This is a genomic window from Paenibacillus sp. FSL H7-0735, assembly GCF_038008505.1.
Lineage (GTDB): Bacteria > Bacillota > Bacilli > Paenibacillales > Paenibacillaceae > Paenibacillus_AQ > Paenibacillus_AQ odorifer.
Window position 1 is genome coordinate 1,395,193 of the sequence record NZ_JBBOZH010000001.1, and the last position, 24,963, is coordinate 1,420,155.

Annotated in this window: 24 protein-coding genes; 18 read left to right on the forward strand and 6 right to left on the reverse strand. The window is 44.1% G+C overall.

The genetic code is table 11. The features are described from left to right. The first annotated feature begins 244 nt into the window (after window positions 1-244). The 4 genes from NSS82_RS06390 (at window position 245) to NSS82_RS06405 (ending at window position 5,075) form a co-directional block, all read left to right on the forward strand. Window positions 245-925, forward strand: a complete 681-nt coding sequence (locus NSS82_RS06390; protein ID WP_076104681.1) for a YjgB family protein — start codon at window positions 245-247, stop codon at window positions 923-925. A 148-nt stretch (window positions 926-1,073) separates the two neighbouring features. Continuing rightward, complete coding sequence (locus NSS82_RS06395; protein WP_081386678.1) at window positions 1,074-2,225, forward strand: winged helix-turn-helix domain-containing protein; 1,152 nt, start codon at window positions 1,074-1,076, stop codon at window positions 2,223-2,225. A gap of 74 nt (window positions 2,226-2,299) precedes the next feature. Further along, complete coding sequence (locus tag NSS82_RS06400) at window positions 2,300-3,601, forward strand: MFS transporter (RefSeq protein WP_036680431.1); 1,302 nt, start codon at window positions 2,300-2,302, stop codon at window positions 3,599-3,601. Window positions 3,602-4,508: 907 nt separating this feature from the next. Next, on the forward strand, window positions 4,509-5,075 hold the full coding sequence (locus NSS82_RS06405; protein ID WP_076145553.1) for a histidine phosphatase family protein: 567 nt from the start codon (window positions 4,509-4,511) through the stop codon (window positions 5,073-5,075). A 775-nt stretch (window positions 5,076-5,850) separates the two neighbouring features. Here NSS82_RS06405 and NSS82_RS06410 read toward each other — a convergent pair. The 5 genes from NSS82_RS06410 to NSS82_RS06430 form a co-directional block, all read right to left on the reverse strand. Continuing rightward, window positions 5,851-6,633 carry a TatD family hydrolase gene (locus NSS82_RS06410; protein ID WP_076273331.1) on the reverse strand — a complete coding sequence of 261 codons (783 nt, stop codon included), beginning with the start codon at window positions 6,631-6,633 and terminating at the stop codon, window positions 5,851-5,853. Further along, entirely contained in the window at window positions 6,630-7,763 is a 1,134-nt protein-coding gene (locus NSS82_RS06415; RefSeq protein WP_076273332.1) for a copper amine oxidase N-terminal domain-containing protein, read from the reverse strand. The genes NSS82_RS06410 and NSS82_RS06415 overlap by 4 nt, the downstream gene beginning before the upstream one ends. 103 nt (window positions 7,764-7,866) lie before the next feature. After that, complete coding sequence (locus tag NSS82_RS06420; protein WP_036686758.1) at window positions 7,867-8,178, reverse strand: hypothetical protein; 312 nt, start codon at window positions 8,176-8,178, stop codon at window positions 7,867-7,869. 12 nt (window positions 8,179-8,190) lie between these two features. Continuing rightward, window positions 8,191-8,838 carry a hypothetical protein gene (locus NSS82_RS06425; protein WP_036686760.1) on the reverse strand — a complete coding sequence of 216 codons (648 nt, stop codon included), beginning with the start codon at window positions 8,836-8,838 and terminating at the stop codon, window positions 8,191-8,193. Between the two features lie 170 nt (window positions 8,839-9,008). Next, entirely contained in the window at window positions 9,009-9,428 is a 420-nt protein-coding gene (locus NSS82_RS06430) for a MarR family winged helix-turn-helix transcriptional regulator (protein WP_051491478.1), read from the reverse strand. Window positions 9,429-9,646: 218 nt separating this feature from the next. On the opposite strand from NSS82_RS06430, the gene NSS82_RS06435 reads away from it, so the two are divergent. The 14 genes from NSS82_RS06435 (at window position 9,647) to NSS82_RS06500 (ending at window position 23,764) form a co-directional block, all read left to right on the forward strand. Next, on the forward strand, window positions 9,647-10,213 hold the full coding sequence (locus tag NSS82_RS06435) for a sigma-70 family RNA polymerase sigma factor (RefSeq protein WP_076104676.1): 567 nt from the start codon (window positions 9,647-9,649) through the stop codon (window positions 10,211-10,213). Next, complete coding sequence (locus NSS82_RS06440) at window positions 10,210-11,172, forward strand: DUF4367 domain-containing protein (protein ID WP_076273334.1); 963 nt, start codon at window positions 10,210-10,212, stop codon at window positions 11,170-11,172. Before NSS82_RS06435 ends, NSS82_RS06440 begins: the two co-directional genes overlap by 4 nt. Before the next feature lie 723 nt (window positions 11,173-11,895). Then, window positions 11,896-12,483, forward strand: a complete 588-nt coding sequence (locus NSS82_RS06445; RefSeq protein ID WP_036686766.1) for a sigma-70 family RNA polymerase sigma factor — start codon at window positions 11,896-11,898, stop codon at window positions 12,481-12,483. Then, entirely contained in the window at window positions 12,470-13,228 is a 759-nt protein-coding gene (locus NSS82_RS06450) for a DUF3600 domain-containing protein (protein WP_076145475.1), read from the forward strand. Before NSS82_RS06445 ends, NSS82_RS06450 begins: the two co-directional genes overlap by 14 nt. A 256-nt stretch (window positions 13,229-13,484) precedes the next feature. Beyond that, window positions 13,485-14,870: a helix-turn-helix domain-containing protein gene (locus NSS82_RS06455; RefSeq protein ID WP_038569043.1), complete on the forward strand. Its 1,386-nt coding sequence runs from the start codon at window positions 13,485-13,487 to the stop codon at window positions 14,868-14,870. 145 nt (window positions 14,871-15,015) lie between these two features. Next, window positions 15,016-15,189 carry an aspartyl-phosphate phosphatase Spo0E family protein gene (locus NSS82_RS06460; protein WP_094903681.1) on the forward strand — a complete coding sequence of 58 codons (174 nt, stop codon included), beginning with the start codon at window positions 15,016-15,018 and terminating at the stop codon, window positions 15,187-15,189. A gap of 205 nt (window positions 15,190-15,394) precedes the next feature. Next, the gene (locus NSS82_RS06465) at window positions 15,395-16,480 is read left to right on the forward strand and encodes a LolA family protein (RefSeq protein ID WP_036686774.1); all 1,086 of its coding nucleotides are present in this window, start codon (window positions 15,395-15,397) and stop codon (window positions 16,478-16,480) included. A gap of 188 nt (window positions 16,481-16,668) precedes the next feature. Next, window positions 16,669-17,850 carry an alanine racemase gene (gene alr, locus NSS82_RS06470; protein ID WP_036686775.1) on the forward strand — a complete coding sequence of 394 codons (1,182 nt, stop codon included), beginning with the start codon at window positions 16,669-16,671 and terminating at the stop codon, window positions 17,848-17,850. Between the two features lie 215 nt (window positions 17,851-18,065). After that, window positions 18,066-18,347, forward strand: a complete 282-nt coding sequence (locus NSS82_RS06475; RefSeq protein WP_025698676.1) for a CopG family ribbon-helix-helix protein — start codon at window positions 18,066-18,068, stop codon at window positions 18,345-18,347. A 3-nt stretch (window positions 18,348-18,350) separates the two neighbouring features. Then, window positions 18,351-18,701, forward strand: coding sequence for a type II toxin-antitoxin system PemK/MazF family toxin (locus tag NSS82_RS06480; protein WP_036686777.1), 351 nt, complete (start codon window positions 18,351-18,353; stop codon window positions 18,699-18,701). A 207-nt stretch (window positions 18,702-18,908) separates the two neighbouring features. Then, window positions 18,909-19,466, forward strand: coding sequence for a TetR/AcrR family transcriptional regulator (locus NSS82_RS06485; RefSeq protein WP_051491479.1), 558 nt, complete (start codon window positions 18,909-18,911; stop codon window positions 19,464-19,466). Between the two features lie 172 nt (window positions 19,467-19,638). Continuing rightward, the gene (locus NSS82_RS06490; RefSeq protein WP_076100052.1) at window positions 19,639-20,838 is read left to right on the forward strand and encodes an MFS transporter; all 1,200 of its coding nucleotides are present in this window, start codon (window positions 19,639-19,641) and stop codon (window positions 20,836-20,838) included. Window positions 20,839-21,011: 173 nt separating this feature from the next. Next, the gene (locus NSS82_RS06495) at window positions 21,012-23,240 is read left to right on the forward strand and encodes a Tex family protein (protein WP_076100050.1); all 2,229 of its coding nucleotides are present in this window, start codon (window positions 21,012-21,014) and stop codon (window positions 23,238-23,240) included. Window positions 23,241-23,425: 185 nt separating this feature from the next. Beyond that, the gene (locus tag NSS82_RS06500) at window positions 23,426-23,764 is read left to right on the forward strand and encodes a hypothetical protein (RefSeq protein ID WP_076104672.1); all 339 of its coding nucleotides are present in this window, start codon (window positions 23,426-23,428) and stop codon (window positions 23,762-23,764) included. A gap of 45 nt (window positions 23,765-23,809) precedes the next feature. On the opposite strand, the gene NSS82_RS06505 is transcribed toward NSS82_RS06500, so the two are convergent. Next, the gene (locus tag NSS82_RS06505) at window positions 23,810-24,865 is read right to left on the reverse strand and encodes a GIY-YIG nuclease family protein (protein ID WP_051491480.1); all 1,056 of its coding nucleotides are present in this window, start codon (window positions 24,863-24,865) and stop codon (window positions 23,810-23,812) included. Window positions 24,866-24,963: the final 98 nt, after the last annotated feature.

Sequence of the window (24,963 nt, forward strand, 5' to 3'; positions counted from 1 at the left end):
TTTATAGTTAGATGGAGTTATGTGGAGATTTTAAAAGAGAAACTTACTTGAGTTAGGTGTCGGAAAAAAGGGTTTTATGTAGAAAAATAGAGTGTGTATGAATTTATATTTGTAGATATGGGTAAAAGAGGGTTAGCCAGAAAAATTGCCGCTATCCTGCAACTATTTGATTTTCAGCTCGTCTGTATGTTCAGTTTCATTTTTGCAAGATGACTTTTAGGTAATCTACTAAGGAGATGACATCATGTCAGAAAAGATAAAATTAATAGCAGGCTCTATCCTACTCGCAGGAATGATTGGGCTTGCTGGATGCAGCTCGAACAATGAGGCGGGGAATTCAGAATCCCAGGCAACTTCGCCAACAGAAACGGCTGTAACAGCAACCTCTGAGCCGGAAGTTAGTCCATCAAGCACCCCAGCAGAAACTGCACCAGCAGCGACTTCCTCCCCTACGGAGACTGATAAAGATTCAACCGGCTCAAATTCACAAAATAGCGACAAACAGCTTAAAGAGTTGCTCGAGCTTGCTAAAAAGGGGAAGGTGCCTGGCGTAAAATATGCCGCTCATACCGGACTCATTGATGAGGTCGAAGCGGATTGGGGCAAGCCTGATCAACAAGAGTCAGCGGGAAAAGGAATTTATGCAACCTACACTGACAAACATGTCGTGTTTGGATTTAATAAAGGAAGTTTAATCTTCGATGTTCGTTCAAGTGATTCCACACTGCAAAAGCTGACGCTGAAGCAAATTGAGGCAACACTCGGCAAGCCTGACGCTACCAAAGTGAACGGAGACGATAAGATTTACACCTATCAAGCCAATGACCAATACCAGCTGAAATTTATTATTCCAAGCTCGACCGGTACAGTAGATCATATTTCCGTGTTTAGTGAACAGGATTCCTTTAACAATATGGCTGGGTAAGTGGCATGGGTTAGAAGAGGAGAGAGCAATCATGCAGAGGAATCTGTGGGTTGCTCTTTTTGTATGTTCTTTTTTGATGTGGAGTAGGCCTTGGACTGACTGTTATAATGTAACCAATGAGCGGGTTCGGGGAAAGTGAGGTTCTATCATGCAACTGGAATTAAACGAAAGTGAATATAAAGTGACCGCAGAAGGGATAACGATAGAATTATTCCCAAAAGAATTTACGCTTTTTCAGTTCTTGTATAAAAATAGAGGGCGTACATTCAGTCGAGAACAGCTGTTGGATAAGGTGTGGCCGCTTGAATATCCGGTAGAGCGAACAGTAGATGATCATATTTATCGGCTTCGTAAAAAGCTAGGCAAGTTTCAAGACTTAGATATTAAGACTGTTCGGGGATTTGGTTATAGTCTGACTATGCAGGAGCCCTCAGCTGCTATGGCCAATCCGACTACATATGACTTAGAGATGCAAAAGACGATGCGGGAGGTATTCAAGAAATATCACCTATATGGCCAAGGTCGCTCGATGTTAATCCTCGCACGCCAACAGGATGTTTTGGGGTATGCGATGGATCCGTTTTATTCGATCTATATTCATTTTGTACAGGGAGATTTGGATTGGCTGCTGAACACAACCGAGGTGGGGATAGGGGAACGGTTTTATTCCTTATTAATCTGTTATGTTCTATTGGGTGATCCTAAGAAAAAATTAGAGTTCTGTGAGTTGGTCCTTGAGAAAAAAATTCTTTTGCCGCCTCAGCATCGCGAAGTGGAGATTCTAAATATTCTGGATTTGTACACGCTGGCAGGGCAACCGGAAAAAGCACTGGAACGACTAAAGCTAACATATGAAGTGATTAAAGAGCCGGGGTATGAGAGTTTCATTCCTATAACGGCGACCTCAGAAATGCTTACACACTTGTGGATGGGAACAGAAGATCACGTAATAGAACGGATGGCAACAGACATTGAAGCACTTTTGCTGGAGAAACCTTATTTGCGTGAGATTGGTAGTTATAAAGTTACAAGGGGCTTGTGGTTTCTACGGCGCAAGTCTTGGCGTGAAGCCGAGCAACTGTTGGATGAGGCACTTCAGGTGCTTGAGATGTCAGGGTTCGTGCCGATACGGATATATGCATTGTACCGAATAGTTCATTTTTGTAAACAGTTTCCACCTAAGCCAGCTTTGTATCGCAAATATGTGGATATATTTGAACGGGAGAAGGAAGAGCGGGGATTCCATCGGTTAGAACAATCCTTGGATACCGTGCTTACGAACCTTGTGACTGCCCCCTGATAATTCTCTGACAATTCTCCATTACATTAAGGTCATGCTAATAAGTTCTTAATTGTAATTTGGAGGAATGTTTAATGAATGCTTCAACACAAGCAGGCACGAGCCTGCTTAAGAACAAGGTGTATATGCGTGTGTACAGCGCATATGCGACGGCTACCTTTGGGGATTGGTTCGATGCCTTAGCAATTCAGGTACTCGTAGGGTACCGCTGGCAGGCCAGCCCGCTAATGCTGGCTTTGATTCCGGTCTCCATAGCTTTGCCGGGGATTTTGCTGGGCTCGTTCGCAGGGGTAGTGGCTGACCGACTGAACAAGCTGAAGCTAATGCGGATGTGTGATCTGCTTACGGCATTGTTAACCGTATTCGTATTATTTGCTCCCAGTATGGTGTGGTTGCTCCCGTTATTGATGTTGCGTGCTGCCATTTCTACGTTAAACGTGCCTGCTCAGCAGTCGATGACCCGTAGTATGGTTAGAGAAGACCAACTGCTTCAAGCTACCTCGCTTAATGGGCTTGTAAATCAAGGCTCAAAAATCGCGGGACCTTTACTGGGCGGCTTCGCGTTGTCTGTTCTTACGCCACAGTGGTGTATATTGATCAATGCTTGCCTTAGAGGCTGTTCCTATTTGCTCCTACTTACAGTTAAGAAAAGTGAAGTAGAACAAGTTGGCACAGAAGGCAAGGGCGATCAAGAGGAACGTGTTGCTCTCCGCACGATGTGGAAAGAAGGCTGGAATTTTATGCTGCATAGTAGGTTGCTGCTAAATACCATGCTGTTTGGCATAGTCTGTTCAATGGCTATTCAGATGATTGATTTTCAATTCACCAGTCTATTTAGGGTACTTGCACCCTCTAATGAATCTTTATTGGGCTGGCTCGTGGCGGCATCCGGAGGCGGTGCTGTATTCATCATTATGGTCATGAACAAAATGAATCGCGGAACAGGTTATGGCTGGAAGCTTGGAACGGGTTATGTGCTGATGGGTTTATCGGTTGGGGGACTTGGACTGCTTCAGCCAGGAGCTTCCAGTATTTCTGTATTGCTATTAGGGTTCTTACTAGGTATTGGGAATGGAATTTTTATTATCACGTTCAATTATTGTCTGCAAAAAGAAACACCCCCGCACATGACAGGGCGTGTGTTCGGTATTCAGAGTACCATTCTTAGCGGAGTTATGATTGGCGCGCCACTTCTCGGCGGAATGATGGTTCAGATTGCTGGGCCTAGCCGTATCTTTTTGAATTTCGGCATCGTAATCGCTCTGATTGGTGTGCTGGGCATCGCATTTGGGCGTGTGCTGTGGCCTGCGCAGAAAGAGATGAACGATAGCTCTGCGGAGCAATCTAGGACAGTTGAGGTGATGGAGGGTAGCTAGCAGGGTAGCACGCTAGTCTAGCTAGCGGGACTTTCTAGCTGGACTAGATTAGCTAGACTGGGAAGGTTGAGTGGCAGAGAGAACCTAGCGTGGCAAACTAGTTAATACTTAGCTAGACTAGACAAGTTGAGTGGCAAAGACAATCTAGAGTGACTCCCTAGCCGATACTTAGCTAGACTAGACAGGTTGAGTGGCAAAGATAATCTAGCGTGACAAACTAGCCGTTTTCTAGCGTGACTAGAAAACTTGAGTGCCAAAGAGAACCTAGCCTGACAACCTAGCCGATACTTAGCTAGACTAGACAGGTTGAGTGGCAAAGAGAACCTAGCCTGACAAACTAGCCGTTCCCTAGCGGGACTAGAAAACTTGAGTGCCAAAGAGAACCTAGCCTGACAACCTAGCCGATACTTAGCTAGACTAGACATGTTGAGTAGCAAAGATAATCTAGCGTGACTTCCTAGCATTTAGTTGCAGAATGTGCAGTTAAATTCCCCTCCATCGATCAAACTGGGATTTAGTTGTATTTTGTGCAGTTATTATTTGATATTCTCCCTTTTAGTCTAGGAATGATGATTTTTAGTTGCACAAAGTACACTTATTTGCTCAGGATGTCTCTTTTTACGCTTAATAGTTGTATATAGTGCAATTAAGAGTCTCCTTAGTCATAGTCGCCTTAATATGTGACTTCTCAGTAAGTGACTTCTCAATAAATATCTCCTTAATAAGTGACCTCTCAATAAGTTATTACTTTGTGATCTAAAGCAACTGCTGCACGAAACGTTATAAGTTACAATATTACCTAGCCCGATAGGACAGTTTCTCGTCCGTAAGGGCTTTTTTAGTGTGTAGAGGAGATTGGCTAGAACATTAGAATTTGTAGAGGTAAAGGATGGAAAGGATGGAAAGGATGGCTACTTTTATTTATATGGTGAGGCACGGTGAGTCGCCCAAACTGCCCGGAGAAACTGAAAGGACTCGCGGACTAACCGCGAAGGGGGAGGCGGATGCCCGCAAGATAACGGAAAAACTACGTCTGGAAGGAATTCAAGTCTTCTATTCAAGTCCATACCTTCGGGCTATACATACGATTTCTGGATTGGCGCAGGAGTTAGGAGCAGAGATTCAGAGTGTTGAAGACCTCCGGGAAATCCATTTCTCGGACGGAAATAAGATTATGACTGATCAGGAGCTGTATCCATTACTGACAAAAATGTTTGAAGATCCGGATTTTGTCCCAGTTGGTGGGGAATCCATTCATGCGTGTCAGAAGCGTTCAGTTAGTGTACTGGCAGAAATACTGAGCAATCACAGCGGTCAAAAGGTTGCTATTGGAACTCACGGGGCAGTCATGACGCTTATGATGAACTATTTTGATGCCAAATATGATCTGAACTTTCTTCTTCAAACCACAAAGCCGGATATTTATAAAATGAAGTTCGCAGGCGGAACGTTAGTGGGTGTGGAGAGGTTATGATTATTGGGGACTGCTTACAAGCGTCCCCAATAATCATCAACCTGAGGCTTACGGACCCAGATGACATTATTCGCAGATTATTAGCCTTTGGAGCATGGTTTCGGACTCCAGCGTCGTTATTCCTTAAAAAGAGCACCTTATTGGGTGTTTTTTATGCCAATAGCGACTCTGGGGTCCTTTCTCATCCCAAAAGTGGGGAATTGCTGCATATAAGGTCAGCTGTGTCCGATAGCGGCTTCACACACGTAAATACGTACGAGTGAATACGCACGAGTAAATACGTACGCGTAATTACGTACAGGTAATACGTACACGTAATTAGATACACGTAAATGGGCACGCGTAAAATACATACGCATAAATAAGTACACATAAACACGTACGCATAAATGCGTACAGGTATAAGTACGCGTAAACTACGTCCACGTAAATACATACGCGTAAATTACGTACGCATAAATACGTACGAGTAAATACGTACGCATAAATACGCACGAGTAAATACGTACGCATAAATACGTACGCATAAATACGTCCACGTAAATACATACGCAAAAATATGTACGCGAAAATATTACCGAATCAAATGAAAATGTGTAAGGGGATCTGGATTAAGTAAGGTTGGCTTGTGAACAGTACTTCCACTATGAAAAATACGGATTCTCAAGCCAAGCTGTGTTTAATCATAACGTTAGTCTAGCGTTAGACTAGGCTAGCTAAGGTTCACCCTTTCATCTACTCTAAGAATAGAGCTATCTACAAGCTATAAAACTATCTACAAGCTATAAAATCGCTTAGCATTCGCAGTCACTAACTCTTCCGCTTCGCCGGGGGTGTAACCATGGAGCACTCCCCAAGCAGCGGCGACTTCGCGAATCATAGACGGATGGGTTATATTCCCAGCAAAAGGTCCTTCGAACGGCCAAGGCCCATCGGTTTCAGCCATGACTAGCTCTGGGGGATAACGGCGGGCAAGCGCCTGTATCTCCGGCTCATACAGGATATCCGGGGTGAAGGAGATATAGTAGCCGTTCTTAATCATGCGGGCAATGGCTTCTTCTGGACCTTTGAACCAGTGAAAGTGGGCATGCTGTATGTTATGTTTTTCCAGGAGATCACAAGCAATAAGCGCATCTTCATAGACAGCATGCAGCACCACAGGTTTATTGAGACGGGCAGCTAACCCAAGCAACTGATCTAGCAGCTCAATATAGGGGTCCATATCAAAGGTTTCGCCACGTTCTAAAGCTTCAGCACGCGTATAGTAAGGCAGCCCGATTTCCCCCACAGCAATATAATCCTCACTAGATTGACTCTCGATCCATTTCAGCAGAGCAGCCAGCTCAGCATCCTGCGGCAGGGGTTGCTCTGGATGAAAGCCATAAGCTGGACGGACCACGCCGGGATTTATGGCTGCAAGTCTTTGGGTGCGTATACAAGAGTCCAAATTCATAGAGACAGCGATAAGGGCTTTAATTCCCATGTCAGGTAGTTCACTCAGTATCTGTTCGGCAACTTCAGGTTCATATTGCTCTAAATGTATATGGGCATCAATCATAACTGTTTACCCTCCACGTAAGAAGCTAATTCCTCATGAACCTCAAAGCGAATAGAGTCGGGTTCCATTCCATCTTTTCCCGGTTTGTAGGCAAAGGTTAGTGTGCCAATACTCTCCAGAAATCCAATATAAACATTTGTTTCCGCCTTTAGCTTGCCCTCTTCCACTATGTAGTGAGTAACAGCACCAATGCCGGCTTGTTCGCCTAGATTGCCATCCTCAGCACGATCTGGATATCGCAAAGTCACCATGGATGGAGTTGAGCCTTTAACTTGAATTTGAATCAGGGCGTCCCCTTTTTCATTAGAAATTTTTGACGTAACCAATGCGGAGGCGGCTTTATCTGCAGAAGGGACAGTGACTTCTTCCCACGGGTTAGGCTTAATCACGTGAAGTTCCTGCATGGACATGCCCGTACCTGTTCCGAGCCACAGAATGACAACGACTTCTTCCTGTCCATCCTGATCGATGTCGGCATAATGAATCTCAGGAGGGTAACTTAGGAGTCTGGGTGTTTCCCAATCAAATGTATGCTTGTTACCGTTCACCTCTACAACAAATCCTTCGTAGGTACCGCCATCTTTAAGGGCAGTATACAGCTTCACTTGGTCATTTTCTGTAGCAATAGCGAGAGGTTCGCTGGGTGTTCTGACGGTAGTACTAACATCCCCTGATGTTATTAATACTTCAGTTCCAGCTGCATTCAGCTGCGCAGTGGCACCAGACAGAGAGTTTAAGGAATCGGCAGGAATATATAAAATACCATTTCGTAGAATAGCTGGTCCTTCAAGCGAGGTTTGATATCCATCAGCTTGCATATACTCATTGTCCGGCGTCAGAACATAACTACTGCTTCCATCAGAGATGGTCAAGGTCTTTAAGTTATTATCCCATTTTTGTTCTGAGGTGTAGTATTCCATTAGTACTTTTGCAGGTACATAGACCTTATCATCTAGGAAAAAAGGGGAGAGAGTAGGAAGAACGGCTTCGCCGTCCACGATTAGTTTCAGTGGTGCTGAAGTAGCTTGTGTTTGATTAATAGCCATTGTTGTATCCATATCTATGGATGCCGATGCTCCGCATCCGGCCAAAAAGAGCGTGATAGCTCCTATAGCGATGATTTTATTCATAATTACCTCCAGGATAAAGTCCAGTCCCCTTAAGTATAGAATAAAACAGCGCGTTGTAGGTCACTTTCTATTAACAAAGAGAATACAAGCTTGTTACAGTTCGCTAGTTTTTTATAAAATGCAGGCATCCACGCAATAAACGACGAGTGTAATAGAAAGAAATGAACAAAAGTAAGGAGAGGCACAGACCAATTGGAAGGCTGAGAATGTTCGGGAAATCATAATCTGGGAAGGCATTTAGTCCTATCCCTTTGATGCCAACAATACCTAGCACACCACCGATAGGTGCAATGATTGCACAGACAACACTCCCCACGGCCCAGACACTAAGGATCGGTACACAGAACAAGATGGTGGCACCTTTGGCGATATTTTTGAGTACAGTGGCTCCTGACAAATGAGTGATTTTTTCCATGTAGACTCTCCTTTATTGGTTTAAAAATACAGTTCGGTCAACTTGCGACTTAAGATCCACCGTTAGACTTTTGCTATAGCGGATTTCCCCAATGGTACAACCCGGTCCGACGATGATTTCTTCACCGCACACAAGGTCAGCTGTCGTCCGGTATAACGTTATGCTAGTTCCTTCAATCGTTGTGCAGGTAAGTTTTCGAAAAGGGTGCATCAGCGCATTAATCAACTTGGAGGAGGGTTTAACGATAATGTCACCGCCAGCTCTCATAACCTCGACTGTGCTTCTATTGCCTAAACGGATCTCAATCGATGAATCTGCATTTAGTCTCTTTATGTTCACAGCACCTTCAGCATAAAAAGTCCCGGCTGCAGCATTTTCTGCTACGGACATGTATCCAGAAGATCGGAGATTATCTGCTTGGATATTTTGAACGCGCAGACTCCCTAGATTGTTTACCTGATTGGCCTTACAATTCCCCCCAATTGTACAGTCGCCAGATACTTTGAGTTTTGATGTCGAGACACTACTTTTAGTACTTAAGTGGCCAAACACATCAACAGTAACCGCACGAATATTCTCTCGGACAAACAGCGAACCTCTTACCTTCAACGGTGGATCGATCATGTCAGTACGTTCATAAGTATTGTTATTATTGGACATTTACAGTACCGTCCTTCAAAATATATTTTAATGATTAAAATATATATTCATTATAATATATAGTCAATATAATAATTTGGGAGTTTAACATAAAAAACACTGCCGTCAGTTTCCTGACAGACAGTGTTTATAGAAAAGAGTATAGCTGATAAGGAGCAAAATGAAGGCTGTTAGTGCATCATTTGTTCCATCAATTTATTTATTTGTTCTAAAGTTCCGGAGATTTTATTCAGATCTGAGGTAGGAAATGCTTCAAATATTGTATGGATACGCTGATCGCCTTGTTCTGTAAGGACAATATTGACAACTCTGCGGTCTTCTTTAGTCCGCACCCGTTCAATAAGTCCGGCTTCCTCAAGTTTATCGCACATGGAAGAAGCGGCTCCGGGTGTGACCACGAAGCGTTCAGAGATGTCAGTAATGTTCAAGCTTCCGGTAAGCCGGAGTTGAAACAGCAGCATGATCTGATTGTGAGTCAGGGTTTCCTTTTTAGTGATCATATCAATGAAAAACTGGGATTTCTGCTGCACATTTGCCATAGATTCCATGACCTTATGGATAGCATTTTGTTTCTCTTCCTTTGTGCTCATAACATTGCCTCGCTCCAATTTACTTTAGTTACTAAAATATATAGAAGCTATAATAAGCTTGTCAAGTTGACGGGTTACTATAGCTTGGTTAGAAAGACTGAATTTAGCGCTGGAACCCTTCTTTTTTTATATCTTGTAATGAAATTGGAAATATATCGTATTAACTGATGATTTTACTTAGCTAAGTGAAAATTTGGTGGGAAAGGAGAGTTAGATTGATGCATGAGCGCGCATTGCTTCATCCTTTTGTTAAAGAGAATATACAGGAAAATACTGACATAGATGTTTTGTTCACAACGATTTTTGAAACCTACTATAAAAGAATATTCAACTACATCGCTTACCGGGTTAGTTCTCTCCATACGGCTGAGGATCTGACAAGCCTTGTTTTTGAGAAAATGTTGGCGAAACTATCGACCTATTCTCAGGAAAAAGCTCCTTTAGAGGTATGGTTATTCGCCATTGCCAGAAATGTGGTCAATGATCATTACCGGAGTTTTAAAAGGAAAAGTTTCTTTTCGCTGGATGCCGTCAAGGAACTGGTTTCTAGCAGAAAAGATCCGGAAAGCTTGATCCTCCAGGGAGAACGTAGTGGAAGGCTTAACGAAGCCTTGAATACATTGAGCTCAAAGGAGCGGAATATTGTGGCTCTAAAATATGGAGCTAATCTGAGAAATAGAGAGATTGCCCAGGTTACGGGAATTTCGGAGAGCAATATCGGTGTGATACTCTACCGGACTATGAAAAAGCTGAAGACTGAAATAGGGAGCGTGGAGCAGCTATGAACAGTAAAGACATACAGCAGAAGTTCTCAGCAGATTTAGATGAAAGTATATATGGAGCGGCAAATGATTTAAAGGGTGCTGGGGAGTACAAGGAGCTGCTGGAGCTAGGCAGGGTTCTGGCCCATAAAGATTTCAGCGAGGGCTCTGACAAAACAGCCATTCTGAATAAGGCTCGGAGAAAGTATGCCGGCCAAAAGGAGGAGAAAGGATTGCATACAAAACATAGATTAAGACGTCCTGCTGTTATGCTGGCAACTTTGCTAGTGGTTAGCGTATTAAGTGTAACTTTTGTGCAGCCGTCATTTGCACAGGAGCTGTTAATGAAAGTATTGCAAACGATAAACTTAGGCCATATTGTAGCCCATGAAGTAGAATTTTCTGCGGATTCCAACGTGATTCCGGATGACTTTAAGGGGAAGATTTTTGATAGCAAAGGAAATGCGCTTGTGACCCTCGACGCTGCTCAAAAGGCAGGTGATATCTACAATGCTGATGGGGAAAAAATCGTCGGAGTTGAAGACGGCAGACTGGTTACGCAATCTGAGAGGGATCAAGAGAAAGCGGAATTGCTGATCGAGAGGGATTCTAGCAAGCTAAATGAATATACGATTTTTAATGTGGGATTGCCGGAGTATTTGCCAGACGGTTATACCTTTGATCGTGCAGAGTTTTATAAGGATAGCAATGGTGAAGTAATCAACAGCAAATATATTAATTTATATTTTGTTAATGAAGCTACCGATGAGATCATCTCGATGCAGCAGCGGCACGCTGATTCCGAAACGGCTTATGAGATGTCGACGGATGGCACCATCGAAAAAGTGAAGATTAACGGAGTTGATGCTGTATTGGTTAATGGAAAAGGGTTGGACTGGGAAGCCAATGGAGTGTTATACGGTGTAACATCAGCTAGCTTGGACAAGAATGATTTGATCAAAGTTGCTGAGTCTATCCGCTGACTGATTTTTTAGAGAGATAGGCGGTTACTGTTCGAGTATATATAGGCAAGGGGATGATCCATATGGATCTCCCCTTTTTCGCTTTATTGAGGGCACATGCAAACAATGAGTGGGAGAATATAGCTGTACTTCGTACAACTATATTTCTGCGAAATAACGCTTGGATGGATATAATTGTATTTCGTACACTTATTTTCACGATTTATCCCACTATAGGAAGTTTCTCCGCTTTTTAATTGTATAGAATACACTTAAAATCAGAGTAAACCTTTTTGCATATGGAATAAGTGTACAGAATGCAGTTATCTCATAGATTTCTGCGGGATCCGGCCAAAGCTGGCGTGTAAAGCCGAACATCAGCTTCCACCTGCCCATAATCTGCTCAGGCAAAGCTGAAGATCAGCTTCCACCTGCCCATAATCTGTTCAAGCAAAGCTGAAGACTAGCTTCCACCTGCGCATAATCTGCTAGAGCAAAGCTGAAGATCAACTTCCACCGCCCATAATTTGCTCAAGCCAAGCTGAAGACTAGCTTCCACCTGTCTATAATCTGCTCAGGCAAAGCTGAAGATCAGCTTCCACCTGTCCATAATCTGTTCAGCTGGCAGTCGCCTCCGCTTACTTCATCTACTCCAATAAGCCGCTGCAGAGTAAAAAATAAATCGAACGATTTATTCTCTATTTACCAATACATAGTGTAAGACCGAAGGAGGGATTGAGAGGGATGAAACATCCAAATGAATATTCTCAGCTCATTGCGCTTACGCTAGCCGGCAGCCGTGAAGCGTACAGTGAACTATATGAAGCAACGATTCGGGATGTGTATCAGACCGTTCATTTTCTCGTTCGCGAAACCTCCGATGTGGATGATGTTGTTCAGGAGATTTATATTCAGGTGCACCGGTCGCTTGAGCAATTTGACGTCAATCGTCCTTTTAGGCCTTGGCTTATGGGGCTGGTTATGCGGCAAATTCATGCCTATCGAAGAAAGAGATGGACGCATCTCCGAATGGTTAAAAAAGTAGAGCAGACTGATTTAAGGATGGAACCTGATTTCACTAGTGATGTTGTGGACAGGTTAGCTAACCGCCGTCTACTAGCAAGTGTAGATCGTCTTCCATTTAAGCTGAAGCAGGTGATTATTCTGCACTATTTAAATGAATATTCACAGGAAGAAAGTGCCGCGATACTGGGTATCCCTCTGGGTACGGTGAAATCCCGTATTCATGCTGCACTGCACAAGCTTCGTCAGAAGCCGGAGAATCATACTCTTTTTAAGGGAAAGGTGGAGGACCTGCATGAATTTCAATGAAGAGTTACGGACAGTTCTGCAGGAAGAGGCGAGAAATCTAAGTGCCCCACCGGAACTGAAGAAGCAAATACTAAATCAGACCGAGACGAGATCAGGGGGAAGACGAATGAAAAAATGGCTTGTAGCAAGCATTTTGGCGGCTGCATTATTAATTCCTACTGGAGCTTATGCCGGATATAATTATTTGGCGGATACCCTGTATGGCTCACAAGCAACTGCTGCTACGATTGGAGTAACCCAGCAACAATATGACAGGCTTGAAGCCAAGCTGCAGAACGCGAAACAAAGCTTTAACGAAGAGGAATTTACAAGATTGATGTCTTTACTAGAGGAATTGGGAGCTTACAATCTGCAAATGGCCGATGCTGACGGAGTCTTTCACCTAGAACAGTTAAGTGCGAAAGATCAAAAGGCATATAATGATTTACAGGTTGAGCTTAAACCTTATTTCGAGAAAATGAATGAAAATGAAATCCCTCAGGCAAAGGCGGCTGTCGTTGATCGTGATACTTTCTGGAATGGCGTGCTGGAAAAAGCTGAACAGAGGTTTACTAAAGAAGAGTTTGAGGAGATCGAACAATTAATAAATGAGTTGCAAAGCTATGATGCCAAGGTATTTGATGCAGATGGAAGTGTTCATATGGATCGGCTTTCGAAAGAGGAGATACAAAACCAAGAGAAGTTAATTGAAGCGCTCGGTCCTTATATAAATAAGCTGGACATGATGATTAAAACTAGTTCTTAGTTGAATTTAAATGCATGTATTGAATAACTATGGATAGAAGTAGCATTAGAAAAGCCACCAGAAAAGGTCTAATACACCTTGTGTTCTGGTGGTTTTTTACATTCGGCTAATTTGTATTTTATACATCACTAATTGAATAAATGTATAATCAATTAAGCCAAAAAAAAGTATTTGACCACTGGAATAATTAGACATATTATTATTTAAATACTATTGATCTATATATGAATCATGATGGCGAAAGGTGGCTTTGATCATGAAGCAGATGACCATTCGTGCAGAACTGGCGGACTACCTCAAGAAGAATGGAATAACAATTAATCAATTCGCAGAGGTATCTAAAGTGAATTCGGGCACAATTAGCAACATTATCAATGGGAATCGGCCTATAGCCATGCAGCAATTAGACCGTATTACAAAAGGTATGGGATTAGAAGAAGGCGGCTTTTATGATATGTATGTGGAGGAGTGTTTCATACATTCCAATCCCAATTGGAGACGACTTCGACCTTTTCTATATCGCTGTGCTGAACTAGATAAGCTGGAATGTATAAGTCGGGTGATTGGAATCATGATGGACAGCCTATCTTATACACCCTCGTTGTTTGATACAGCAGAAGATTTTTTTGTACAAGGAAAATATGATGCTGCAGCGTTGTTATACCGGAGTGTCGCGGAGAGTGAGAAGTATCAGCATTCAGAGCGGCTGGCTTTTTGCCAATACAGACTGTTCACGATTGCTCTAGGGGGTGATCAGGATCTGAATTTGCGAGCAGCTGTGCAGTTTGAGGGTTTTGTAAATCGGCTTGATGAAGTCGATCAACTTGACGCGCTGAAGGCTCTGGCGAATACATATAGCGCATTGAGGTATTGGGATAAGGTAATGCTCATAGCTATTGAAATTGAAAAAAAAGCATCCATTCAATATAAGTATAATAATGAGCGAGCCAGAAAAAACGGGTTACAGAAGGAACCTGCAATGCCCTTATTTTCATATATTCTATTTTCTTATGTGTTACGTTCAGTAGTTTACAGAGAGCTGGGAGATTATGATAGAGCATTGCAGTATGTTAACCTTTACATGGATATGAGCTGGATCCGTGAGGATACGGAGGAAGCTTTGCAACTTATGAATCGATGTATGGGTTGGGCACAGGGCAATATATATTTACTGAGAATTTTAAAAGGTGATGTGACAGCGCTTCCGGAATATGTGACCTATATTGAAAAAAGAGAGGAAGACATTCTTCCAGGTCTGTTCAAAATCCTTCAGGCAGCCAATCACTATGATTTTAATGTGGATGATATTCTTCAGCGGTTTGAGCAAGAAATATCAGATTATAGAGATCAGCAGAGAAATCTTAAATGTTATAATCGACAAATTATCGAAGACAGATACACTTTTTTTATGGCTGAAATAGCATTGTATTATATAAGAAGAGGAAAATATGAGCTTAGTATAAAGTATATAATGGATAGTTTGGAGACTTCTGTAAGGATTAATAACGAATCCTGTATAATAAAGTGTGTCAGAATGTTTGAGCAGCTTCGGCATACTGCATCTTTAGAAACGCAGAAGCAATACCAAAATCTGATTAGAATCAATGAAAAGAAAAATGGTTTTGTTATTGGAAGTGCCTAGTATTGATAGTTTTATAGAAGAAACAAAAAAGAGTTTTCAGATTAAATCTGAGATCGCTATCTATTGAATTGTAGTAATGCACTTTAATGTAAAATATAGAATTTGACATATACCTCTAATATATTAAATTAGGGAGGTAGTGTTAATGAATGATCAGGAAATTATCCAAAAGAGAATAGAGGGTGCTAGAAAAAAACTTTATTTAATGGAGAGGCAACACGGAGGGCTTTTGCATCCGAATGTGATCAGACAGTCCATGAGATTAGATGAATTAATTAATCAGTACAATAAAGCAGTACATAGCGATAATGAGGATTGAAGAGAATGGTTAAACACCCTACATAATGATATTGCAACTTCTGATGAAGTATAGAGCCAGCGCTGTGCGCGGGCTTTTTGGCTTGTTGGATCTCATAAAATAAATCTATGCTGCACGCTTGTCATGCCCGTCTGCATATTGCGGCCAAGTCCCTCATAGACATGTACTAATCAATGCATTCAAAACAGGTTAAGGGGATGATGTCATGCGCCGGATAACATGGGTACTCGCGATCATTATGAGCGTGGCCCTGGTGATGACGGGGTGCGGGAAGAAGGATGCCGCTTCCGTAGTCAAGGATTTGAACAATGTGGCTGACAAGTTGGAAAGTAAGCAGGGAACGTACCAAGGTTCTGGCACAATGACCCTGTATACCGGGGAACAGCCGCAGGAGTATAAGGTAGAAGTATGGTACAAGAATCCTTCCTACTACCGGATCAGCTTGGCAAATGTTCAGAAGGATATTACGCAGATCGTACTTCGTAATGATGAGGGAGTGTTCGTACTCACACCAAGTATGAATAAGAGCTTCCGTTTCCAAAGCGATTGGCCGGATGATCAAGGTCAGGTCTATCTGTATCAGACGTTGGTTCGTGGCATAGTTTCGGATAATAACCGCCAATTTGTGGAAGATGGAGATAACTATGTGTTCGAGGTAGCCGCGAATTATCAAAGCAATGCCCTTGTGCGGCAAAAGATTTGGCTTGATAAAAAGACTTATGAGCCTAAACAGGTTCAAGTCTCTGATTCTGAGGCGAAGGTAGTTGTAAACGTGAAGTTTGACACCTTCAAATTCGATACGGATTTCACCAAGGATTCCTTTGATATGGAAAAGAACATGGCCTCGGGTAAGTCCGCAGAGAGCACAGTAGCTGAGGTTGATGAGAATGGTAATCCGGTTACAGCTCCTGAGGGCCAAGAACAGGCTGAACAACCAGTGGCAGCAGAGCTTGGAGACTTTGGGATCATTGAACCTGATTATATTCCAGCTGGTGTAGAGTTCAAGGACTCGCATAAATTGGAGGGCAACAAAGACCATGCTGTTCTCATCCGATATGATGGGATTTATCAGTACACTATTATGGAATCCCGTCCACTGGACCGTGCGGTAGCACTGGCGCCTGGAACCCTGAAAGACCTTGGTTTTACGTGGGGAGTTCTGAGTGGGGATGAGCAGCAGACATTGACTTGGATGTCTGAGGGTGTAGAGTACCGAATTACAAGTGCCAATCTTCCTGCTAATGAAATGATGCAAATTGCCGCTTCTATGGAGGCACAATCGGGTAAATAATAAAAAGTAGGCGGATACTGCGTTTTGTGGGATTCTTTCCTCTACAACGTAGTATCCGCTTTTCTTTATTTGCCGGGGCTCCAGCACACATTGACAGCCACCTTCTGTAGCATTACCATTGGTACTAAGACAATGATTAATGCAATGCAGCAATGACGTTTTACTACAACGTAAGAAGGTGACTTGAAGTGCAAGCAAGCTATCGACCGACAGTAGCCGAAATTAATCTGGATGATTTGCGTGCCAATTACGAAGCCTTTCGCCGCTACTTGCCGGCAGAGACAAAGTTTATGGGATGCGTCAAAGGAAATGCGTACGGCCATGGAGCAGTGGAAGTGACACGGGAGCTGGAAAGACTCGGAGCAGATTATGTTAGTGTGGCTTTTTTGGATGAAGCATTGGAGCTGCGTCAGGCGGGAATACTGATTCCTATACTGGTGCTTGGCTACACTTCCCCAGAAGGAATAGCCGTTGCCTGGGAGAACCATGTAACTGTAACACTGTTCACACCGGAGGTACTGGAGGCTATAAGACAGCTTCCTATAGATCCGGAACATCGGCTAAAGGTGCATATCAAGATTGATAGCGGGATGGGACGACTGGGTCTTTTACCAGCTGACGCACCTGCATTTATCTCTGAAGTGCAGTCTGTTGCGCAGGCGGAGCTGGAGGGTATGTTTACCCATTTTGCCAAGGCAGACGAACAAGACAAAAGCTATACACTGGAACAGCATCGACGGTTCATGAGCGTGGCGGAAACGCTGCGGGAGCAGAACATTCAGATCCCGATCATACATACGGGCAATAGCGCTACGGCCATTGATTCACCTTATTTATCCAGCAACATGGTGCGTGTAGGCATCAGCTTGTACGGATTTTATCCCTCCACAGAGGTGAACCGTCAACTGGTAGAACTACGTCCGGTATTGACGCTGAAGACGCAGGTTGTATATGTCAAAAGCCTGCCTGCCGATTGGGGCGTCAGTTACGGCACTAGGTACATCACAGAGAGCGAGGAGATTATTGCAACGCTACCTGTGGGGTACGCAGATGGATATTCCCGCATGCTAACTGGCAAAGCGGAGGTGCTAATACGTGGACGCCGCGTTCCTGTCGTCGGAACAATCTGCATGGATCAGTGTATGGTATCACTCAAATCTTTCGCTGCAGAAGCGGAACAAATTAAAGCAGGCGAAGAAGTTGTTCTCATCGGCCGTCAAGCTGACGTGATGATCACGGCAGACGAGTTGGCTCTCCAGCTTGGAACAATTCACTACGAGGTTATCTGCATGTTGGCTCATCGGGTGCCACGCGTTTATATAAGTGAAGGCACACTTCCTAAATTAGTAAATGCTCTACTCACAAACTGAAAGTTCTTGACAGTGATGTTATACAAGGGAGAAAATAGAAGGAATTGTATCGTATTAGGAGATGTGACTAAAAGCCTATACGAACCACCATTTCTAGTTTATAATGGGATGCAGCATACTTGATATACTGGCGGCATATATTCCTTGTATAAAATTCCTTGTATATTGTAACACTGGAACACAAGGGCAGAAGGTTTGTGGGGGTGGAAGAGAAGGTGGCTAATTTGCAGAACACCAAAAGAATCATGATCAGCTTGCCCGATCATCTCTTGCAGGAAGTGGACGGAATTGTTCAATTGGAGAATTCCAACCGGAGTGAATTGATTAGGCAGGCCATGAAGCTGTACTTGAGCGAACGGAGGAAACGTTCCATCCGGGAGTCCATGCAGCGCGGCTACATGGAAATGGCTAAGATCAACTTGACCATGGCATGCGAGGCTTTCCTCGCGGAGGAAGATGCAGACAGCACTCTTGGCCGCTTAGTAAGCGGGGTGTAGACATTGATCGTTAAACGTGGCGATGTTTTTTTTGCTGATCTTTCGCCGGTTGTAGGTTCTGAACAAGGCGGAGTAAGGCCAGTTCTGGTCATCCAGAACGATATTGGCAATCGCTTTAGCCCGACGGTAATTGTGGCTGCAATCACAGCCCAAATCCAGAAGGCTAAGTTACCTACACATGTGGAAATTGACGCAGCTGCTCATGGCTTTGACAGAGATTCTGTTATTTTGCTGGAACAGGTTAGGACGATTGACAAACAACGCTTAACTGACAAGATCACCCACCTTGATGATGAAACGATGAAAAAGGTGGATGAATCGCTGCAAATCAGCCTTGGTCTGATTGATTTTTAATCACCCTAGGTTATAGATAACTCATGAGATTGGCGCTCGGGTACGAATCCGGGCGTCTTTTAATGTGCGTTTTTGCGTATAGTAAATAAAGAATCGTTAGGTCTTCACTTTTTGAAAATGATCTGATATTATTAGACCGTACGGTCGGTTTAGGAGGTGCTTAGAATCAAAGGACGCTCAGACGGAGAAGAAACTAAAAAAAGAATTGTGCGCAAGGCCACGCAGCTGTTTGTACAGAAGGGTTATGCTGCCGTAACTATGAATGAAGTTTGTGTAGCCTCGAATGTCAGTAAGGGCAGTCTGTATCACCATTTTCCGAGCAAGGATGAGCTTTTTCTATTTGTAGTGGAAGTGGATACGTTAGAGTGGCTGCAAGCGTGGAATGATAAGAAACAGGAAATTGCAGGGATCGAAGAACGATTTTATGCGTTAGCCGAGCATTACGCAAATGATTTTCAGAATCCACTGATTCATGCGCTCGAGGAATTCTCCAGAAGCAGATGCCACCCGGAAGAGATTAGCAAGCGGCTTTCACTTCTTTATGAAGCAGCCTCACATGCTTGTCGTGATCTTTTGAAGGAAGGGATTGAAACAGGATATTTGGTAAAAGGCGACTTGGAGAACTATGTAATTATCGTGAGTGGCATGCTTGAAGGGATTGGAAGAGTTTCTGAATTCTCGATTCATGAGAAGACCCGGGAGGATATAAAAAAATATTACCGGGAAGCAGTAAATTTATTATTACAAGGGATTCGTACGGGGTAAGATAACGAGGGGCGTGAAAAGAAGCTTTACATTCAGGATCATGAAGGCTGAAGCTTCTCAAAGGCACCGGGATAGGAAGGGTTATTTTTTTACTATTATTTAGACCGGATGGTCGGTCTTAACATGCATAATATTCGAAGATTTGGCTTTAAACACACGGAGGGTTAATACAATGTCATTGTTACTTAGAAACAGAGGCGCTATGCTGCTTGTTATGCTTAATATTTTTCTAGCTTTCACTGGAATTGGGCTAGTAGTCCCAATAATGCCAACCTACATGAATGAGCTTGGGATCAGCGGAAGTACTGTCGGGCTCTTGGTCGCCTCCTTCTCGCTTGCCCAATTATTAATATCGCCATTTGCCGGCAGATTATCCGACAGAATCGGTAGAAAAAAGGTGATTGTAGCAGGTTTGATCGTGTTTGCGATATCTGAGCTGATTTTTGGTCTGGCCAATGTACCTTGGCTCTTGTTCGTTTCGAGATTGCTTGGTGGTGCAGGAGCTGCTCTAATTATGCCGGCAGTTATGGCTTATGTAGCGGACACGACTTCTTTTGAAGAGAGAGCTAAAGGAATGGGACTAATTAATGCAGCCATTACCACCGGCTTTATTATTGGTCCTGGGATTGGCGGTTATCTTGCTGAGCTTGGAATGCGGGTACCCTTTTTCTGTGCGGCTGGTGCAGCTGGAGTTGCAGCTCTAATTACAGTTTTAATCTTGCCTGAGTCTCTGTCTGAAGAGAAACGTAAGGAAGCGACGTTATCAAAAAATAATCAGGAAAGCTTCTTGACACAGCTGATGCGTTCTTATCGCGAGCCGTACTTTTTCGGCTTAATTATTGTATTTGTCATGGCTTTTGGACTGGCTAATTATGAAACGGTGTTCGGATTGTTCGTGGATCATAAATTTGGCTTTACGCCTAAGGATATCGCTTTTGTAATTACCTTTGGTTCTATTGCAGGTGCGGTGGTGCAGGTGTCCGCATTTGGCTGGATCTTGAATAAATTCGGGGAGAACAAGGTGATCTCCACTTGTCTTATAGTCTCATCATTGTTTATTCTGCTGACCTTGTTTGTAAGCGGCTTTTGGGCGATTATTACGGTTACCTTTATTGTGTTCTTTGCAATGGATATTCTGCGTCCAGCAGTAGGTACACAGCTTTCCAAAATGGCCGGAGAATCACAGCAAGGTTTCGTAGCGGGAATGAACTCAGCTTATACAAGTCTCGGAAATATTGCTGGGCCTATCGTCGCAGGGTATTTGTTTGATCTTAGTATTAACTTCCCATATGGGGCAGCCGCGCTCGTTCTGGCTTTGTGTTTTGTATTGTCACTGAGTTCCGGCAAACGGGGAATGGGGCAGCGGGCGTAATCGCTAAATCCGGGCTCTGACCCGTCCACGATGCCTCGCTATATGCGCACAGCGGTTCAGTACAACGCGCGCTATTCGGGCTGGTCTTTGGTGCAGAGCCGAATCTGTGATACTATTTTAATTATGAGATCAAGATATGTATAAGCAGATTGTGTACGGGAAGAGGGATACTAATGGCGGTAGATAACAGCAATACGGAAGTCATTACGGATGAGGCAAACGCACAGCGGGAGCAGGAATTGATAACCGTAGCGATTGCCAAGGAATTGAACATTAGTCTGAAACAGGTACGCACTACGGTAGGATTGCTGGATGAGGGAAATACCATTCCGTTCATCGCCAGATATCGGAAGGAAATGACAGGTGAGCTGGACGAGAATGCGCTTCGTGATATTGAAGAACGGCTGGGTTATCTTCGCAATCTAGGCGAACGTAAAAAAGACGTTATACGCAATATTGAAGAGCAGGGCAAGCTGACCAAGGAGCTTCATGAGCAAATTATCAATGCGGTCAAGCTTCAGGAAGTAGAGGACTTGTATCGTCCCTTCAAGCAAAAGCGTAAGACGCGGGCTAGTGTTGCGAAGGAAAAAGGACTTGAGCCGCTGGCTAACTGGATCTTGGAGCAGCAAAGACAAGGGGACCCGCAGACTGAAGCATCGAAATATATTGATGTGGAAAAGGGAGTAGAGAGCGCAGACCAAGCGCTGCAAGGCGCACTGGACATCATTGCCGAGAACATAGCAGATGATCCTGCGATCCGCTCTTGGGTTCGCCAGTATACAGCAAGTCAAGGTATTCTTGTGTCTGAAGCAAAGGATGCAGAACAAGAATCCGTATACGAAAATTATTATAGTTACCGTGAACCTGTACACAAAATGCCACCTCACCGCATCCTAGCAATTAACCGTGGTGAGCGTGAAAATATATTAAAGGTAGGCATTGAGGTCGTCACTGATAAAATTCATGCCTATATTGCACGGAAAATTATTAAAGGGCCATCCCCGGTGAAGGAACTGCTGGAAGCAGTGACTGAGGATGCCTACAAACGTTTGATTGCTCCTTCAGTAGAGCGCGAAGTTCGTGGAGAGATGACCGAACGTGGGGAGAACCAGGCGATTTCGATCTTCTCTGGCAATCTACGTAGCCTGCTGCTGCAACCGCCAGTCAAGGGGCGTTGTGTTCTGGGGGTTGACCCTGCATACCGTACTGGATGTAAGCTAGCCGTTGTAGACGATACTGGTAAGCTGCTAGAGGTAGCCGTGACCTATCCGACGCCGCCGAATAACAAGAAGCGCGAAGCTGCTGCTAAGTTCAAAGAGTTGATTGCTAAGTACGGCATTCAGCTCATCGTAATCGGCAATGGCACAGGCTCGCGTGAAACGGAGCAGTTTACGGCAGAAGTGATTGCCGAGATTGGCAATCCAGAGCTGGCGTACCTGATCGTTAATGAAGCGGGAGCGAGTGTCTATTCTGCTTCCAAGCTGGCGCAGGAGGAATTCCCGGATCTGGATGTAGCGGAGCGCAGCGCGGCTTCTATCGCCCGCCGTGTGCAAGACCCGCTGGCGGAGCTGGTGAAGATCGATCCGAAAGCTATAGGTGTGGGACAGTACCAGCATGACGTCTCCCAAAAGCATCTGGAGGAGAGTCTTAAAGCCGTCGTGGAATCGGCGGTTAACCATGTTGGCGTAGATGTCAATACGGCATCTCCTGCCTTGCTCTCTTATGTAGCAGGGGTTAATGGAACGATTGCTAAGAATATCGTTAAATTCCGGGAAGAGAACGGCAAGTTCACGACCCGGAAGCAGCTGCAAAAGGTTCCTCGTCTAGGTGCCAAGTCCTATGAGCAATGTATCGGCTTCTTGCGGATTCCGGGTGGAGACAACACCTTGGACCGCACGCCTATTCACCCCGAGTCCTATCCGGTGGTGGATCGTTTGTTCCGTGAGCTAAGCCTCGATGTGAATAAGCTTGGCAGCAAAGAAGTAGCCTCACAGCTTGAGGTACAAAATGCCGAGGAGCTGGCTGTGAAGCTGGATGTCGGCGTGCCTACGCTGCGCGACATCCTGGAGAGCTTGCAGCGTCCGGGCCGCGATCCGCGCGAGGAGCTGCCGCTGCCGATCTTCCGCACCGATGTGCTTAAGATCGAGGATCTGGTTCCTGGCATGGAAATGCAGGGAACCGTCCGCAACGTTATCGATTTCGGCGCATTCGTCGATATCGGCATCAAAAATGATGGGCTGGTGCATATTTCCCAGCTCAGCGGCAGCTTTGTGAAGCACCCGATGGACGTCGTCTCCGTAGGAGACAATGTCACCGTCTGGGTGATGGGTGTTGACCTGAAGAAGGGCCGGGTCAGCCTGACCATGCGTCCGCCGCGTGTTGAGGCGGGAAGCGTGAAGTAGACAGATAGCAGTGATCTTCAAAGAACGACAACAAGAAGCCAGTCTCCTATTATTGGGGACTGGCTTCTTGTTGATTATTTTCAGCTGCAACCCTTTTTGTCATTATAGGAGTGAAGGACGTGCACTCTTTGGGTAAGTTTAGAGTAACAGTTGAACTAATGGCTTATTACTAGGAGGAGATAGATGTGGGAAATCCATTGAAAGAATTAAAAAATAGTGTGAATGGCCTAAAGCAATCCCTTGATGGAGTTAAGCAATCGGTAGAGGGATTGAAAGAACCTATAGATGAGATGAAGGGAAATATTCAGGTCACGTTGGAGCAAGCGAAGGACAGATCTGAGGGATTTAAATCGGAGATCAATCGTATGAAGGAATGTGTGGAGGAAACTAAGCTGGTTGTTAATGAGGCGAAGGAAACGGTAATGGAGGCGGGCGAGGTGTTATACACTCAGAAACGCTATAAAAAATTGTTGAAGCGAAACCGAAAAATGCAGCCTGCAAAGGCAGGCCGCCGTTTACTATAATCCGCCGGAAGTCCAAACATTCACCGCAGTTACAACCCGTACCTTTTAATTATAGGAATGAGAGGGAAGCGCATTTAAAAAAATCTGCAACAGCTCATTTACCGAAGCATCCATATTGGAACGTTGCTCAGCTGCAAGCCAATCCTCTTGAATGATGATGTAGCTGCAGGAGCTGCTTTTTAAATAGCTGTATATTATTTGTGCTTCGTCAATCTCATGGCGCCCGATCGCTGCCGAGGTCTGATTGGTTTCACTCTGAAAGGTGTTCATAATCGCTGACTTTATTGCCGCTTGCAGGTGGGTGATATCCGGTTGATCATATTGTAGCTTGGTATGGGACAGGATACGGTTGCCCTTGAGCAGAATAAGTTTAAGCGTCTGTTCATTCATGGCCTCAAGAACTGCGATATTCTGATTCTCCTGTGCGAATTCGATGACCTTCTCTTTGTGAATCAGGAAGCTGACAGCTCCAATATAGTCCCTGTATTTGGCGGCGGTTTCGAAGTCATAGTGCTCCGCGGCCACTGCCATCCGTTGCTCCATTTCCTCAAGGATACTGGAATCTGAGCCGTTTAGTAAGCCAATGACTCGATCAATAATTTTATTATATTGAACAGCGGCATCTCCGCCTGCACACATCCCTATGCATAGGCCAAGCGAATGGTTTAGGCATAGGGAATTTTTAAAGCTAGGGTTACTGCAAAGGATTCTTGAACTTTCTTTAATGCCTTGCACGGCCCGTTCCACGGTGCTTCTGCTTGTATAGGGACCAAAAACCTGAGTGCCTTCTTTGACCGCAGGATCATAGGTAATCTCTAACGAACGTATTTTTTCATCCGCTCCTATTACGATATAGGTATAAGCCTGCGGATTTTTCATTTTTTTATTGTACATGGGTTTGATCTCTTTAATTAATTTGCATTCCAGCATAAAGGCTTCAAATTCGGTATCCGTAAGGATGATTTCCAGATCTTTAATATTTCTTACAAGCTGTTTAACCTTTGGGGAATGAGATTTTGAGTTTTGAAAATAGGATTGGACTCTCCGTTTTAACTGTTTTGCCTTGCCAACATATATAATATGACCGAGATTATCCTTCATGAGATAAACGCCGGGAGTTAGGGGAAGGCTTTTAAGTTTTTCTGTTAAATGAATAGTAACCCCGCCCTCTCATAAGAGTTGTATGATTGATAGTTTTA